11 protein-coding genes, 1 tRNA gene and 1 pseudogene are annotated in these 15,170 nt (G+C 58.5%); 3 read left to right on the top strand and 10 right to left on the bottom strand.

What is annotated here, in order from left to right:
- Position 1 precedes the first annotated feature (1 nt).
- The 7 genes from NW805_RS02740 to NW805_RS02710 all read right to left on the bottom strand — a co-directional run bounded on the left by NW805_RS02740 (position 2) and on the right by NW805_RS02710 (position 8,078).
- Positions 2-670, bottom strand: a complete 669-nt coding sequence (locus NW805_RS02740) for a PHP domain-containing protein (RefSeq protein WP_414390406.1) — start codon at positions 668-670, stop codon at positions 2-4.
- 98 nt (positions 671-768) lie between these two features.
- A complete protein-coding gene (locus tag NW805_RS02735; RefSeq protein WP_414421568.1) occupies positions 769-1,932 on the bottom strand; it encodes a pyridoxal-phosphate-dependent aminotransferase family protein in 1,164 nt (387 codons plus the stop codon).
- A gap of 34 nt (positions 1,933-1,966) precedes the next feature.
- Positions 1,967-2,038: transfer RNA gene (locus tag NW805_RS02730), tRNA-Cys, on the bottom strand.
- Positions 2,039-2,120: 82 nt separating this feature from the next.
- Entirely contained in the window at positions 2,121-3,302 is a 1,182-nt protein-coding gene (locus NW805_RS02725; RefSeq protein WP_414421567.1) for a CO2 hydration protein, read from the bottom strand.
- 52 nt (positions 3,303-3,354) lie between these two features.
- Positions 3,355-4,863 carry an NADH-quinone oxidoreductase subunit M gene (locus NW805_RS02720; protein ID WP_414421566.1) on the bottom strand — a complete coding sequence of 503 codons (1,509 nt, stop codon included), beginning with the start codon at positions 4,861-4,863 and terminating at the stop codon, positions 3,355-3,357.
- A 12-nt stretch (positions 4,864-4,875) separates the two neighbouring features.
- Positions 4,876-6,729 carry an NAD(P)H-quinone oxidoreductase subunit F gene (locus NW805_RS02715; RefSeq protein WP_414421565.1) on the bottom strand — a complete coding sequence of 618 codons (1,854 nt, stop codon included), beginning with the start codon at positions 6,727-6,729 and terminating at the stop codon, positions 4,876-4,878.
- 98 nt (positions 6,730-6,827) lie between these two features.
- Positions 6,828-8,078 carry a lipid-A-disaccharide synthase-related protein gene (locus tag NW805_RS02710; RefSeq protein ID WP_414357667.1) on the bottom strand — a complete coding sequence of 417 codons (1,251 nt, stop codon included), beginning with the start codon at positions 8,076-8,078 and terminating at the stop codon, positions 6,828-6,830.
- 68 nt (positions 8,079-8,146) lie between these two features.
- Between NW805_RS02710 and NW805_RS02705 the strand changes: the two genes are divergently transcribed.
- The 3 genes from NW805_RS02705 (at position 8,147) to NW805_RS02695 (ending at position 11,381) form a co-directional block, all read left to right on the top strand.
- Positions 8,147-8,482, top strand: coding sequence for a hypothetical protein (locus NW805_RS02705; protein WP_011433411.1), 336 nt, complete (start codon positions 8,147-8,149; stop codon positions 8,480-8,482).
- A gap of 109 nt (positions 8,483-8,591) precedes the next feature.
- Positions 8,592-9,638 carry a thiamine phosphate synthase gene (locus tag NW805_RS02700; RefSeq protein WP_414380844.1) on the top strand — a complete coding sequence of 349 codons (1,047 nt, stop codon included), beginning with the start codon at positions 8,592-8,594 and terminating at the stop codon, positions 9,636-9,638.
- Positions 9,639-9,857: 219 nt separating this feature from the next.
- Positions 9,858-11,381: an AAA family ATPase gene (locus tag NW805_RS02695; RefSeq protein ID WP_414421703.1), complete on the top strand. Its 1,524-nt coding sequence runs from the start codon at positions 9,858-9,860 to the stop codon at positions 11,379-11,381.
- A 103-nt stretch (positions 11,382-11,484) separates the two neighbouring features.
- Here NW805_RS02695 and NW805_RS02690 read toward each other — a convergent pair whose 3' ends face one another.
- The 3 genes and pseudogenes from NW805_RS02690 to NW805_RS02680 all read right to left on the bottom strand — a co-directional run bounded on the left by NW805_RS02690 (position 11,485) and on the right by NW805_RS02680 (position 15,141).
- Entirely contained in the window at positions 11,485-12,150 is a 666-nt protein-coding gene (locus NW805_RS02690; protein WP_414421564.1) for a J domain-containing protein, read from the bottom strand.
- Between the two features lie 49 nt (positions 12,151-12,199).
- Positions 12,200-13,393, bottom strand: coding sequence for an RNA-guided endonuclease InsQ/TnpB family protein (locus tag NW805_RS02685; protein WP_414421563.1), 1,194 nt, complete (start codon positions 13,391-13,393; stop codon positions 12,200-12,202).
- Positions 13,394-13,610: 217 nt separating this feature from the next.
- A pseudogene (locus NW805_RS02680) lies at positions 13,611-15,141 on the bottom strand (leucyl aminopeptidase).
- Between the last annotated feature and the right edge of the window lie 29 nt (positions 15,142-15,170).

Below are 15,170 nucleotides of genomic sequence, written 5' to 3'. Positions count from 1 at the left end.
CTCAAATCCGCCTCAGGATACTGGGGCCGTGAGAGTCGGTGCCGCAGGTTTTCAAAAGTCCGTAGGCCTCGGCCAACTCTTCCGCTTTCTCCGTCACTTCTGGGCTAGGGATCCAAATCTCCGGGTTTTTGTAGGCGTAGTAGACCTCAAGGCCATCTATTCCCAACTCCGCTGCTGCTGGGACAATTTCCTCTGCAGGCAGGCAATAGCGAAAGGGATGGGCCAACACCGCCAAGCCTCCTGCCGCTTGAATGGCCTGGATCGCGTCGGCGGCGGGCAAGCCGGGAACCTGCTCCCCTTGGGCAAAGGGATCCAGGACGCTATCGGTGGGATCGAAGCCGTAGCCCAGAATATGCACTTCACAGCCCAACAGGTTGGCTGTGATCTCGATCCCCGGCCACAGGATGGGGTCGTCGGGACGATCCAGGTGGGCGCGGGCTCGCTCGTAGCCCTTCAGGGTGTGGTGATCGGTGATGGCTAGGCCCTTGAGGCCGTGCCGGCGCGCCTGCTCCGCCAGATCCACGGGATCCATCTGCCCATCCGAACAACGAGTGTGTAGGTGAAAGTTGTACTGCAAGGGACAAGAACGAGGGCCAACCCCCTGTAGCACCTGCCGCAACTCCCCAGCAGAAGGCACCACGCAGGGATCCCGTTCCAAGCTGACAACCATAGCCACCCTTGGGTTCTGAAGTTTTATTAAGCATGTCCCCCCATTGTAGCCAGGGGCAAGGGTCAGTGCTATGGGTCAAAGACTACTGAGCTGGGGGCTCAGAAGCCGTGGGCCAATACTTCCTCGGCGGCGCGAGTTCCCGCCCCTGGGGTGAAGTCGCTGTAGCCCACGGTGTGTAAAGCTGACTCCAGAGCAGCCAAGGTCATCAGCACATCGCGGTCACTCACAAAGCCCAAATGGCCAATGCGGAAGATTTTGCCCTTGAGGTGGTCTTGTCCAGCGGCAAGGGCGATGTCGAAGTGTTTCTTCAAGGTGCTGCGGATGGTGTCAGCGTTGATCCCTTCGGGAGCGAGTACAGCTGTTACCGAAGGACTGGCCGCTGACTCTGGATCAACCAAGAGCTTTAGCCCCAGAGCCTTGACGCCAGCACGGGTGGCCTGGGCCAGCTTGGCATGACGCCGGTAGATGACTTCCAACCCTTCTGCGCGCATCATGCGCAGGGTAACCTGCAGGGCGTAAAACAGGTTCACCGCCGGTGTAAAGGGAGTGGTGCCTCGGCGCAGGGCCTTTTGCGCCAGCTTAAAGCTCCAGTAGTACTTGGGAAACCTAGAGCGCTCCGTAGCGGCCATGGCCCGCGGGCTGACGGCCACAAATCCCAGCCCTGGTGGGATCATATAGCCCTTCTGGGATCCCGAGGCCACCACATCCAAGCCCCATTCGTCCATTAACACCGGCATTGCCCCCACGCTGGTGACCCCATCCACCAGGACGAGGGCTTCCCCGTGCTCGCGGGCAGCAGCAGCAATGGCTTGGACATCGTTGGCTACGCCGCTGGAAGTCTCCGAGTGGGTGAGGATGACGGCTTTGATGGTTTTTTCCCGGTCGGCAGCCAGCTTTTCTTGGAAGATCTCGACGGGGTAAGGGATCCCCCAGGGGGTTTCCACCCGCTCACACTGAAGGCCAAACTGCTCGGACATTTCCGCCCAGCGCTCCCCAAACTTGCCGTTCACCCCCACCAAAACCCGATCCCCAGGGCTGAGGGTGTTGAGGATCCCGGCTTCCATAGCGCCGGTGCCACTGGCGGAAAAGACAAACACATCGGAGGTGGTTTGGTGCAGCCAGCGCAACCCATCGGTGACCTCTTCCAAAATGGCGGTGAACTCTTTGCTGCGGTGCTCGATGGGCCCTCGTGCCATCGCCAGCAGAGCACTCTCGGGAACGGGAGTGGGGCCGGGGATCATCAATATCAGCTTGTCTTTCATGCTTGCCCTGCTTGGGATGCAAGTAAGGTTTAAAAGGTGGCGGCCAGATTCGAACTGGCGCATAGAGGTTTTGCAGACCTCTGCCTTACCACTTGGCTACGCCACCCCATTGCTCAACTGGGCGCAGATATTGTATCCGAAAAGGGGATCCCCCTTCCAGTAACCAAAAGTAGCAGTTCCCAGCTCAGCTAGGCCTCAACCCTTTCTTCCTGCACCTTTAACAGACGGGATCCCAGCAGGCGCTGCAGCCAAGGAGCCAGAAACTTGCGGTTGGCCAACTGCTGCTGGGGATCCTGAGTTTCCAGAGGAAAAGGGGCGAGGGCACGCAGGGCGGCAGTGGTGACGCAGAACATGGCTTTCTGGAAGCTCAAGCAGATTTTGACCCGCAGATCCTCCTCCCCGCGCAGGTTGCGGCGGTAGTGTTCCCGCAAGCGAGGGGGCAAGTGCCGCATCATATCCTGCATCAACAGGGTGGGTGGGATCCCGGCGCTCCCCACCGGCAGTGGGTCGGCATACAGGGCCCCATAGGCAAAATCCGCCTGCTCTTGCGGAATCTGACCGGCCTGGGCGTTGTAGGAAACCGTACCCATAAAGGGAAAAGAGCGGAAAAACACCGCCTCCACATAAGGGATGGCCGTATCCGGCAGGAAGGTCAGGCCTGCTGAGAGAGGAATGATCTCATAGCGCCGGCCCCAGATGCAGGGAGCATAGGCGATGGGTTTGTCGGCGGCGGCCACCAGCCCTTGCTGAATGTGGGCCACTACCTCGGGAATGGTGAGGTGGGGTTCTGTCTCAGAGCGCTTGGACAGAGACAGGAAAATATCGCTCATCACCCGCCAAAACTGGCCCAAGCCGCTGTACATAGCCAGCATGCGCACCTGTTCCAGAGCAAAGTCGGGAAACAAGATCCCCAAGCCCTGCAAGAAGGGATTGAAGCGGATTTTGGCCCGGATGGCTCTCTTGGCCCGCTCGACAAATTCAGGGGTATCCAGGTAGCGGTCTAGCCCCCCTCCCCCATGCCAGAGCATGGCCTTCATGCAGTATTCGGCAAACTCGTAGTTGATGCGGTCATGCCACAGGTAGCGCAGCCATTTGCCCAGGGTAATCTCGCCGTTGAAATACTTAAACGCCGGGAAGAGCTCCAAAAATTGGTGGTCGGCAATAAAGATCAAATTGCGCGAATAGGCATCCAGCACCTCGCCGTAGCTATGCAGGATGCCAATGACCTCTAGGCGATTGGCAGGGGCATCCGGCACAAGGGCTCCCCCTGCCTCTAGGCGCTGGACAATGGGAGCCAGTTGCAGTTGCTCCAGAGGAGATAAGCCGGCCAGAAAGAAGCAGGAAGGAGCAGGAGCAAGAGTGGCAGTCATGGGAGCAAAAGAAACTCCGTCGATCTCATCAAATCATCAATAAGGAAGACAATCAAAAGGAAGACAACCCAAACTGAAAGGCAGTGACCAGTCCTGCAACACCAGCTAGGTTAGCCTTGGCCAAGGCCAAGGTGGTGGACTCCACCCAGCGGGTTGCCCAGCTAGGCTGCAGGCCCAGTAACACCACCAGCGTTGCCAAAACAACAGCAGGCAGGCGCTCTTCAGTGGCGTGGCGTTGCATGGCTATGGCCACTTGCGAGAGGCGCCCAAAAAAGACACGGTTCACCATCAGCAGAAAATAGGCCGCCGTCAATCCCGTCCCCACCATGCACAGGAGCGTTTGCAGGGGAAAGACGGCAAAGCTGCCCCGAAAGAGGGTGAACTCAGCTATAAAGCCCACCATGCCCGGTGTGCCGCCACTGGCCATCACCCCTAGCACCATCAAGCTGCCAATAAGCGGTAAGCCCCGCTCCGGGTTGAGCAATCCCCGCAGCAGCTTGAGATCCCGTGTGCCGGTGTTGGCATAGACGGCTCCCACCAGAAGAAACAGCAGCGAGGAGATGAGGCCATGGCTGACCATCTGAAAGATGGATCCCACCAGGGAGAGGGGAGTGGCTGCTGCTACAGCCAAGAGGATGTAGCCCATGTGGGCAATGGAGCTGTAGGCCACCAGCTTTTTCATATCCTGCTGCACCAAGGCGTTCAGGGATCCATACAGCACGTTAACCACCGCCCAACCGGCCAGCCAAGGCCCGGCTTGATCCCAGGCATCCGGCAAGAGCTGCAGGCCAAAGCGCACCAGGCCGTAGGTGCCCAACTTCAAAAGCAAACCTGCCAGCAACACGGAAATGGGGGTGGAAGCCTCCACATGGGCATCCGGCAACCAGGTGTGGAAGGGCACCAAGGGGATCTTGATGGCCAGGCCCAGCAGAATGGGAATGAGCAAAAGGATCTGCGACAGCCGAGGTAAAGGGTGGGCCTGCAGGACGGTGTAGGTAAAGCTGTGGGCATCGCTCAGCCAACTGAGGCCGAAAAAGCCAATCAAGAGGAGGATCCCCGACAGAGCGGTGTAAACCAAAAACTTGGTGGCGGCATAGGTGCGGCGCGGCCCTCCCCAGATGGCGATGAGCAAATACAGGGGGATCAGCTCCACTTCATAGAACAGGAAAAACAGCAGCAAATTCTGAGCCAAAAAAGCTCCGGCCACCGCTGCCGCCAGCATAAGCACCAAGCTGTAGTAGAGGCGGGGCCGCTCCACCTGGCCGCTGCCCCAAATGGCCATCAGCACCAGTAGCCCGGTCATCACCACCAAAGGCAGAGAGATCCCATCCACTCCCACCTCATAAACCAAGCCCAACTGGGGGATCCAGGCCATCTTTTCCGCCAATTGCAGGGATCCAAGGTGGGGGTCAAAGATCAGCAACAGCCCCGCGCTCAGGCCAAACAAAACCCACCCAAACCCCAAGGCCAAAGCCCGGTGCAAGCCCTTCCCCGCCTGCTCGGGAATCAACCCAATCAAGATGCTCCCCAACAACGGGATCCCAATCAAAAGGCTCAACATGGCTCTCTCCCATCAATAGGCCAACCCCAAATGGGGCGAACGCAGTAGCCAAGCTGTAACCAACACCATCCCGATGACAATCACCAGCACATAGAGTTGCATCCGCCCCGACAGGGTGTACTTGAGGGCTTCGCCGCTGAAGAAAAAGGCCAGGCTCACCCCGTTCACCAAGCCGTCCACTCCGTTGCGATCCAGCCACTCCAATCCGCGGGAGAGGGCGCTGACCGGTTGCACCACCAGGGCTTGGTAGAGGTGCCCCGTGTAAAAGTCGTGGGCCAGCAGATCCTGCAACTCCGGCCAGGGCAGATATACCCTCCGTTGGTCCCCCCAGTACAGCCAGCCGCCAATGGCTGCCCCCACCAGCCCAGCAGCCGTCAGCAGAGCCGCCATCCACCTCAGCTGCGGGTTCCAGTCGGGATAGAGCCCCCAGCGCCCCAACAGCCAGGGCATGAGCAAGGTTTGCACCGTCAGGATGCCCATGGGCAGAGCCATCAGCCAGCCCACCTCAGGGGCCCGGCGGGTTTTGGGTTGAGGGGATCCCAAAAAGACCAGGCCAAACACCCGCGCCAGGTTGAGAGCCGTCAGCCCATTCACCAGCAGCAGCACCCCCACCAGGGCCGGCTGCAAAACGCCGTACACCAGCGCCAGGCAGGCCAGCGTCCAAAAGCACCCCAGCGGCAGCAGGGCCACCATCCCCAGGGATCCCACCGCAAAGGCGGCAACTGTGGCCGGCATACGGCTGCGCAACCCTCCCAATTCCGTCAGGTTTTGGGTAGAGGTGGTGTAGATGAGGGATCCCACCCCCATAAACAGCAGCGCCTTAGCCAAGCCGTGCATGAGCAGCAACTCCAGGGCCAGCTCCGGCTGCTGCATTCCCACTGCCACAAACACCAACCCCAAGTAGGCACTCGTGGAGTAGGAGAAGGTGCGTTTGATATCGATTTGCGCCAAGGCCACCAGGGATCCGCCCAGGGCTGTGATCGTGCCGATGACCACCAAGACCCCATCTGTAACTGGCGATAGGGCCAAGAGCGGCTGCAGCTTAATCAGCACAAAAGCCCCGCAGGCCACCACTGCCGAATTGCGCAAAATCGAAGCCGGGTTGGGCGCTTCCATCGCCTCATCCAGCCACAGGTGCAGCGGAAACTGGGCGCATTTCCCCAAAGGCCCTGCAATCAAAGCCAACCCCATCAAAGCCGCCCAAGCCGGATCCAAGCTAGTCGTAGCCGCCCAGTCCCGCAGGCCGGAAAAGGTCAAGGCCCCAGAAAAGTTGGAAATTGCCACCACCCCCATCAGCAGCAACAGATCCCCTACCCGCTTGGTTAAAAACGCATCCCGCGCCGCCGTCACCACCAGAGGCTGGGCGTACCAAAAGCCCACCAGCAAATAGGTGGAAAGGGTGAGCATCTCCAGCAGGGCATAGCTGAAAAACAGCGAGTCGCTGAGGGCGATCCCTGTCATTCCCCCCTCGAAAAAGCCCATTAGAGCGGCAAAGCGACCCAGGCCCCAGTCCTTATCCAAATACCCCAGCGCATAGATCTGGGCCAGCAGGCTCAAACCGCTGATCCAGACGACGGCCCCCATTGTCAGAGGCGAGATCTCCAAAGACAGAGTCAAATCCAAATCGGCCACCCGAAACCAGAGGTAGTTCAAGATCTGGGGATCCCGACCCCAAACCTGCCGCAACAGCCAAAGGCCATGGGCAAAGGCGGCAAAAGTCAGAAGGATGTTGAGGTAAGCTGCCGGACGCGGGCCACTGCGCTTGACCCACCCCGTTGCCCAGGGAATGGCCAAAGCTGCTCCCGCCCACCCATAGCAAGGGATCCACCAACTGCTCTCCAACCCCAAAAGAAGGTTCAAGGCCATCAAATACTTAAAAACGGAAAACTAAACTTAACAGCAATAAGTCGGGCCTTTTAACAACCTGCTCCCCATTTCACAATATATTTCACAATGTGTCTGGCTCACAATGTGTCTGGCTCGAACGGTTCCAAAACCGGGCCGGATGGCTTGAGCCAATCTCGAAGTTGAGCGGCAATGCGCCGGGCGGCCCCTGGGGATCCCATGCGGCGGCGTCCATGGGCCCGCAACTCAGCCGCGTAGTTGGGATCGGCGGCCAGGCGTTCCAGAATCCGGCCAACCACGGCGGGAGCCTGCTCCACTGAGGTCAGGTGGACGGCGGATCCCAAAAGACGAGTCTGTGCTTCGGCAAAGCGCGGGGTAAACTGCGGTCCCTCTCCCGGCAGGGTCACCACCGGTTTTCCCAAGCCCACACATTGCTCGGTAGCCGTTCCCGCCATGGCCAGCACCACTGTTGCTCGTTGGGCACAGGCCCCGAAGTCCCCCCAAACCAGAAGCACATCGCTGCGCTGAGATGGGATCCAAGCCTGAAGCGGGTCTCGCTCCAGGTTGGGGCTGAGGGCAGCATAGACTTGCAGCTCCTTTGGGAGCCGCTCCACCACCTGCATCATCAGAGCCCAGTTGCGATAGGCTTCCGGCGGACGGGATCCGGGCAAGAGCAGCAAGGCCGGTCGGTGGGGATCCAAAGGCAATGTCCCGCGTGGCTCTAGGCCATCCATCATCGGGTTGCCCAGGTAAAAGGCCCTTAGGCCCCGTTTTTGCAAAGCTGTAGCCGTCAGCTCATCCCGCAAAAAAGAACCCAGGCAGCGTCGGTGGGCCATCAGCCAGCGCTCCCAGGGCAGGTAATCGGAAATCGGCTGCCCAAAAGGGATCCAGGGGCGTCGGTAGGGCCCCCGTTCATCTCGCCAGTAATAGTCCGACTTGGCCGTGCCCACAAAGACGTAGGGGATCCCGCTCCACCATGCCATCAGCAAGGGCACAATATCCCCCACGGCCAGCACCAGGTTCCTCTGGGCTGCTGCCCGCCGAACCAACGCCAATTGCCGCCCCGTCAGCCCCAGCAAACCGGCCCGCAAATCCCGCCACAACTGCCGCCAATCCTGATAAATAAACCCCCCCGACGGCATCACCTGGGCAATGGGCAGCAGGGGGATCCCTTGGCGTTGGTAGGCTGTCCCTTCTCCCACAATCGGCAAGGCTTGCACCGGGATCCCCAGTTGGACTAGGGCAACAGCAAGGCGACTGCCCACCTCATCTTCCCCGTGTCCATTGCTCAGACACAGCACCTGCGGTGGATTCGTTGGATTCCATTGGGTTTCCACAGCTTGCCGTAGGCGCAATCTGGGCTGAATCAAGAGGGATCCCCCAGCTCACCAGAAATCTCCTCATAGAATAGAGCCAATCCAAGAGGGGAACCCGGGAGATGATCCGAAATGAGCGACAACGAGCCGAGCTTATTGCAGCGGTAGAAGCCCTTCAGCTGGAAGGCCCCTACTTTATAGAAGAGCGCCTCGCCCGCCATCGCGGCCCTTTCTTGCGGGCAGTGAAAGATGTGCCTGTAGGGGGAACTTGGTGGGAGATCCGCTACTTTCCCGCCTGCGAGCGCTATGCTTGGGCCTACTTGCCGGAAGGGGCCGGCCCACGGGCCTTCGCCTGGGGACACACGCCGCAGCAAGCCTTTCTTAACGCCTTATGGCATCACCCTCTTTCTCCTCAGGGCCAAGGACAGCCTCAGGGAAACCATTCCGATTTACAGTGAATTGACTACTCTCCACCCTACTGACTTGCTTCCGGCTAAGGGTAGGACGGGGCTTTAGGCGCATTTTTTTGGTAAAAATTAAGCAACTCTCTTCCCACGTATAGGGAACATGAAACCCCAGGCCGTCGCCCGTATTCTGGATGCCAACCTCGATCGAGCTCGTGAAGGACTACGGGTATTGGAAGAATGGTTTCGTTTCGGCCTGGAAGAGGGAGAGCTCTCTGCCGAATGCAAGGCCATGCGCCAAGCCCTAGCCCGCTGGCACAGCGATCCCCTGCGTTTGGCCCGCGATACCCCCGCCGATCCAGGCACCCAGATCTCCCACCCCCAAGAGGAGCAACGGCGGGATCTCCGCCACCTCTTGCAAGCCAATTGCAGCCGTGTGCAAGAAGCCCTGCGGGTGTTAGAAGAATACGGCAAGTTGGCCGAATCCCACCACTGGGTGGCCCCTGGCCTGGCCAAGCTGGCCAAAGACATGCGCTATCGGCTCTACGTCTTGGAAAGTGAACTGCTGGGCGGATCCCTGCGGCAGCGTCTCCTGGCAGCCCATCTTTATTTGGTGACCAGCCCTGTGCCCCACTGGCTAGAGGTGGTGGAAAAATCCCTGCGGGGCGGGGTGACCCTGGTGCAATATCGCCGCAAAAACCTTCCCGACGGCGAGATGCTGCGGGATCTCAAACAGCTGCGGCAGCTGTGCGACCGCTACCAGGCGCTGATGATCGTCAACGACCGGGTGGACTTGGCTCTGGTCAGCCAGGCAGATGGGGTACACCTGGGCCAGACGGATCTGCCGGTGGCTGAAGCCCGACAACTGCTGGGATCCCAGCGGCTCATTGGCCTGTCCACCACCAACGCCGAAGAGCTGGCCCAAGCCCTGAACAGCGACGTGGACTACATTGGCGTCGGCCCCGTTTACCCCACCCCCACCAAAGCGGAGAAACCCCCTGCCGGCCTGGAGTACGTGCGCCTGGCTGCCGAGAAAGCCCACCTGCCCTGGTTTGCCATCGGCGGCATCGATCCCCACAACCTGCCCGAGGTGCGTCGAGCTGGGGCCACCCGTGTAGCTGTGGTGCGGGCTTTGATGGAAGCTGCCGATCCCACCCAGACAGCCCGCACCATGCTGGCCGAACTGCAAGGGATCCCTGCCCTATCCTAAAGATCAACCGTGAAGCTCAACCGTGAGCATTTTGCTGCTTATTGGCTGTTCCAATCCAAATGGTTTCTGAACAAGTGAGAGGAAGATGAAGTAAGGATGTTCTAAACTCCAGAGGCGATGACAGAAGCCGCAAGAAAAACAAATCCAGACAGCAGGGATCCTGCCCTGGTCGAGATCCCGGCGGAGCTGCAAGCAGGGCTGGTGACAGAGCTGGATTTGATGATCCGGGCCCGCTACCCCCTGGTTTACTTGGTCTCTCCAGAAGAAGAGCCTGCCGATGCCGTGCTAACCCAAGTAGCCAGACGGACAGACCCACCGCGGCAATTGTTGTTCTGGGACTTGGTGCGGGGCTGGCAGGATACAGGCGAGGATCGGGGCTCCATCATGGCAGCTCTGGGGCGGGTGTGGCGCTCTGCCCCCAACGAGGACACCCTGTTTGTGCTGCGGGATCTGCACTTTGTGTTGCGCAACGCCACCAGCGACAAAAACGCTCCCATCATCCGGGAGCTGAAAAACCTCAGCCGCGAGCTAAAACGCACCCGCAAGATGCTGATCCTGCTCAGCCACACCCTGGAAGTGCCCAGCGACCTGGCAGAGGAGGTCACCGTCGTCGATATTCCCTTGCCCAATAGCGAAGAGATCAGCCGCCTCATCCAGCTCTACGTGGCCCCAGATAAACTCAAGCTCACCCCTCTGGCCCGCGAGCAACTGGTCAAAGCCTGTCAAGGGCTGAGCCGAGAACGTATTCGCCGCGTTTTGGCCCGCGCTTTGGCCGCCAAGCAGGAGGTCAATGAAGCCGATATCGACCTGGTGCTAGAGGAAAAAAAGCAGGCCATCCGCCAAACCGGCATCCTGGAGTTTTTCACCGCCCGCGAGACCCTCAAAAGCGTGGGGGGCCTAGATAATCTCAAGGCCTGGGTGCGGGTGCGCCAGGAAGCCTTTACCGAAGAGGCGCGGCGCTATGGCCTGCCCAACCCCAAAGGCGTGCTGCTGGTCGGGATCCAGGGCACCGGCAAATCCCTCTCCGCCAAGACCATCGCCAATGAGTGGCGGCTGCCCCTGCTGAGATTGGATGCCGGGCGGCTGTTTGCCGGCATCGTCGGCGAGTCGGAAAGCCGGGTGCGGCAGATGATCCAACTGGCAGAGGCGATGGCCCCCTGCGTGCTTTGGATCGACGAAATCGACAAAGCCTTTGGCAACATCACCAGCAGCGCCGATGGAGATTCTGGTACCAGCCGCCGGGTGTTTGGCAGCCTGATTACCTGGATGCAGGAGAAAACCAGCCCTGTTTTCATTGTGGCCACCGCCAACAACGTGCCTCTGCTGCCGCCAGAGCTTTTGCGAAAGGGCCGCTTTGACGAGATTTTCTTCTTGAACCTGCCCACCCAGGCTGAGCGCAAAGAGATCTTCCGGGTGCATTTGCAGCGGTTGCGCCCCAGCCGCCTGCGGGAGTTCGACCTGGAAGCCTTGGCAGCCACAGCTCAGGACTTCAGCGGGGCCGAGATCGAGCAAGCCATCGTAGATGCCATGTACAACGCCTTTGGGGGCAGTGGCAGCAGCACTCGGCGGGACTTTACCCAAGAGGATATCCTGCAGGCCATCCGCGAAACCGTGCCTTTGGCCTCGATTGCCCGCGACCAAATCGAGAGTCTTAAGTGCTGGGCTGCTCAAGCGGGCGCGAGAACGGCCTCTCAAGATGCCCAGGTGCTGCAGGAGATGAAGCAGTGTTTTGCCTCTTCTTGATATTCAGAATGGGTGAAATCCACCTCCCAGCCCAAATAAGGCGGCTAGTATGCCAATACCCACAGCAACTCCAGCCGCTATCTTCAAGTTTTCTTCTAGGCTTTTAGCATCTGCCTTTTCCTTCATTGCAGTTAGCAAAAATAGCTGATCCTCCCCACTCAGCCCACTTATAAAATGGGGATATAGATTCGATAGGGACAGCTTTAAAATGATCGATCCTACTTCTACAGTGAAGCTCAAGCTGGGAAAGCTTCGAGTTCCTATCTTTCTCTATCTGGGCTATTACTGATTTTGCCTCTTCCTGTAGCTTCTTAGCGCTCTCAACTTGCGACTTGCTATATCCTTTATCAAAAATGGCCATAAAAAGACTAATAACTGAGATTAGAAAGAGCACAAGCCCGATTGAGCTACTTAAGGCACCAATGAACAAGCTCAGGACTAAAAGCGAGAGGGCACCCAGTATAGTGTCACTTTTGGTGGCAAAGGTATGATCAATTTTAGCTTCCTCTTGTTTTATTCCGATAGAGATCAAGTTTCTCCTTAACTCAGACTTAACTTGCTCTACTCTTTGGTTATGGTTGGCCTCGATGTTTTTCTTACGACGTTCTATCTCTTCTGCAGCTTCCTTTATCTTGTCGAAGTCAAAGGGCCAAGGTTTGCCATCTTGTGTGCTGTAACCGCGTTCTGCTTTTAAGTCTTGGTCATACCCGCTCCCTTTTGTGGGCGAAGTCTGGGAAAGCCTTTGGGAGTCATAGGCTTTTCGCTTCACAGGATCACTCAGGACCGAGTATGCTTCGTAAACTACCCAGCTCCGACCGCTAAGCGGTACGGAGCGGGCTTTCAGTAGCCCTGAGCCTGCTCTGCTCTACCAGAGAACAAAACAGGCCCGAACCTCTAGGCTGGTTTACGGCAGCCCCCAAGAGCGCAATCACATTCGCACCATTCAAATCCGCATCCCCTTCCCATCCACAGTGCCCACACTTGAACGACTTACCACTGCGGTAGGATTGCGCAGGATCGGGATGGATGTGTAAACACTTGTGACAGGTCTGCGACGTGTAAGCAGGCGGCACAAGAATCAGAGAAACCCCTGCAGCCCTCGCCTTGTATTCCAGAAACTGCCTCAGTTGGTAGAACGCCCAACTGTTGGCCCTGCGCCGCTCGGCTTTGCTGCGCGGCTGTTGATTGACTCTTTCCCGGATCCCTGTCAGGTCTTCCAGGGCAATAGCGCTGTTTGTGGTCTTTGCCCTAGAGACAATAGCTTTGGAGATGCGATGATTGACCCACGTTTGAAAGCGTCTCTCCTTGCCAGACAGCCGTTGCAACAGTTCTCTGCATCTGCGCCGCGAACTGCGGGTGCCCTTACTGGCCTTGCGCTGAAGAGACGCTCTTAACCGACAGTAGTGATCTCGGACTTTGTTCAGCTGCTGTCCATTCCAGTTGTCTCCTTCGGAGGTATGTGCAATGTCTCGCCGTCCCAGGTCAACACCAATCACCTTGTCGGTGTTCTGTTGCTTGGGGGGCTCTGCCTCGACACAAATCTGGATGGAGTAGGAGCCGTCCTTCCGCTGGACTAGGGTGGCCGATTTGGGGTTAGAGCCAGCCAGCATTCCCCTCTGGTAGTTGCCAATGGCTAGCTCAAAGCGTTCTCTTCCATCAACCGTGGCAAGCGACACTGTCCAGTCTTTCTCGCGAAACGAGAAGATACGTGCATCGTAGGTAACGAACCTACGCTTGAACTCTTTAACTGGACGGTTGCGCTGTCTCGCCACTTTGCGAGCGCCTGCCACCCGTCTGCAGACCTGCTGGGCCAGATTACTGGACAAGCCAAACCGAGCGCGAATCTGGTAATAGCAAAGGGATTGGAGTTTGACTGCGTTGACTACTTTTTCTGGTGTGTTTTGGTTGACCCAGTTCAACGCCTGCACAAAGGCATCCATTGTCGCGTCCAATTTGGCGGCTTGCGACTGGGACACCTTGAGCTTGCAGGAGACGGTCAGGACTTGGGTCATGGTTCTATTGTAACCTCGCATTCCTCCCGGCACTGACCCTACGGGTACAGTGCGGGGCTCCTGCGATTTCTAGCTGAGGGGAAGCCTTGCAAAGTGCTACTCAATACCTAGACGCTTTTTTAAGCCTATTTTAGGGATCGGACAGCTCCAGCCAAGCAGCCCTTGGCTCCTCCCTCAGTAGATGCTTTTTCAAGGCCCAACGTCCAGAAAGGCGGGGTTATGAGCAAGCTGCTGCGGCTTGCCGCGCCAAGACCCACTCCACCAGGGTGCGCACCCCATAACCGGTGGCCCCTTTGTTGTTGTAGCCTGCATCCTTCTCTGTCCAAACGGGGCCTGCTATATCCAGGTGGGCCCAAGGGGTTTTCTCCACAAACTGCTTCAGGAACAGGGCAGCGGTGATGGATCCCCCTGAGCGGGGACCAGTGTTTTTCATGTCGGCCACAATGGAGCTGAGACCCTCGAAGTAGCCTTCCTCCAGCGGCAGGCGCCAGATTTTTTCGCCGGAAAGATTGGCAGCCTGCTGTAGCTCCTGGGCCAGCGTCTCATCTGGGGTGAACAAGCCGGCAATTTCTTCCCCCAGAGCAATCACACAAGCACCGGTCAGGGTAGCCAGATCGAGGATGGCATCAACGCCCAGCTTTTCCGCAAACACCAGGGCATCTGCCAAGGTGAGGCGGCCTTCTGCATCGGTGTTGTTGACCTCAATGGTCTTCTGGTTAGAAGCGGTGAGGATATCCCCTGGGTGGATGGCATGGCCGCTGATCATGTTTTCCGTGGCAGCGACGATGAAGTGCAGCTCCACTTGCGGCTTGAGGGCGGCTAGGGCCCGTGCAGCTCCCAAAACTGCCGCTGCTCCCCATGTCGGTTTTCATCATGGCGATGCTGCGGGAGTCGGTTTTGATGTTCAGCCCACCGGAATCAAAGGTCAGCCCCTTGCCCACCAGGGCCAATTTGGTAACAGGATCCCCTTGTGGCGGCTTGTAGGTGAGGTGAATGAACTGGGGCGGCAGGTCAGAGGCTTTGGCCACACCCAAAAAAGCCCCCATCCCCAGAGCCTCGCATTCTTCCTGTCCCAAAATCTCCACCTCTAGACCATATTCCTGGGCCAGTTGGCGGGCGGTATCGGCCAGGGCGAGAGGAGTCACAATGTTGGCGGGGGCAGCCACCAATTCCCGAGCCAAGATGGTTCCTGCGGCCATCTCAATGGCCCGCCGCAGCGCGGCCTCGTAGTCAGAACGGGCCTGGGCCAGCCCCGGCACCAAAAGAGTTACTTCCTGCACAGAAAAGCTGTTTTCCTCTTCCCCTTTGGCTGAAGATTTAAACCGATTGTCCCGGTGCGCCACCAGTAGGCAGGCTTCGGCCACCGCCTGAACCCCACGCACCCGATCCAACCCCGTCTCCGGCAAAGACAGCATCACCTGCTTGGCTTTTAAGCTGTGAGCCTGGCGCAGGCCGTTGGCTGTGGCCCGTCGTAGGGCTTCTAGCGTTAGGGCCGCGGGATCCCCTAGCCCCACCAACACCAGTTTGCGGATCTCTCCTGTCAGGCGCAGGGCAACACTGCTATTCGGCTTCCCCTGAAACCCCTGCTCCTGAACGGTTTCCGCCACCAGCCCTGACCACGCCTTTTCATCCCAAGAGGCGATCTCAGGGGGCAGAGGAAAGCGGCCATTCCCGCCGGAAGCGGCAAAGCAATAGACCAGGGCACATTCCCCTTGAGTGAGTGGCGGCTCGCTAAGATGAAGCTGCATGAGAAACCCTTGACCAAGCTGTTGACAGC

The organism is Synechococcus sp. W60.1 (assembly GCF_047461575.1).
Lineage (GTDB): Bacteria > Cyanobacteriota > Cyanobacteriia > Thermostichales > Thermostichaceae > Thermostichus.
The sequence above is the reverse complement of the archived record's forward strand: the minus strand, read 5'-3'. Positions and strand labels throughout refer to the sequence as shown.

Coding starts and splice junctions, on each gene's coding strand:
- NW805_RS02740 (WP_414390406.1), bottom strand. CDS start 670: ATGGTTGTCAGCTTGGAACGGGATCCCTGCGTGGTGCCTTCTGCTGGG.
- NW805_RS02735 (WP_414421568.1), bottom strand. CDS start 1,932: ATGAAAGACAAGCTGATATTGATGATCCCCGGCCCCACTCCCGTTCCC.
- NW805_RS02725 (WP_414421567.1), bottom strand. CDS start 3,302: ATGACTGCCACTCTTGCTCCTGCTCCTTCCTGCTTCTTTCTGGCCGGC.
- NW805_RS02720 (WP_414421566.1), bottom strand. CDS start 4,863: ATGTTGAGCCTTTTGATTGGGATCCCGTTGTTGGGGAGCATCTTGATT.
- NW805_RS02715 (WP_414421565.1), bottom strand. CDS start 6,729: ATGGCCTTGAACCTTCTTTTGGGGTTGGAGAGCAGTTGGTGGATCCCT.
- NW805_RS02705 (WP_011433411.1), top strand. CDS start 8,147: ATGATCCGAAATGAGCGACAACGAGCCGAGCTTATTGCAGCGGTAGAA.
- NW805_RS02700 (WP_414380844.1), top strand. CDS start 8,592: ATGAAACCCCAGGCCGTCGCCCGTATTCTGGATGCCAACCTCGATCGA.
- NW805_RS02695 (WP_414421703.1), top strand. CDS start 9,858: ATGATCCGGGCCCGCTACCCCCTGGTTTACTTGGTCTCTCCAGAAGAA.
- NW805_RS02685 (WP_414421563.1), bottom strand. CDS start 13,393: ATGACCCAAGTCCTGACCGTCTCCTGCAAGCTCAAGGTGTCCCAGTCG.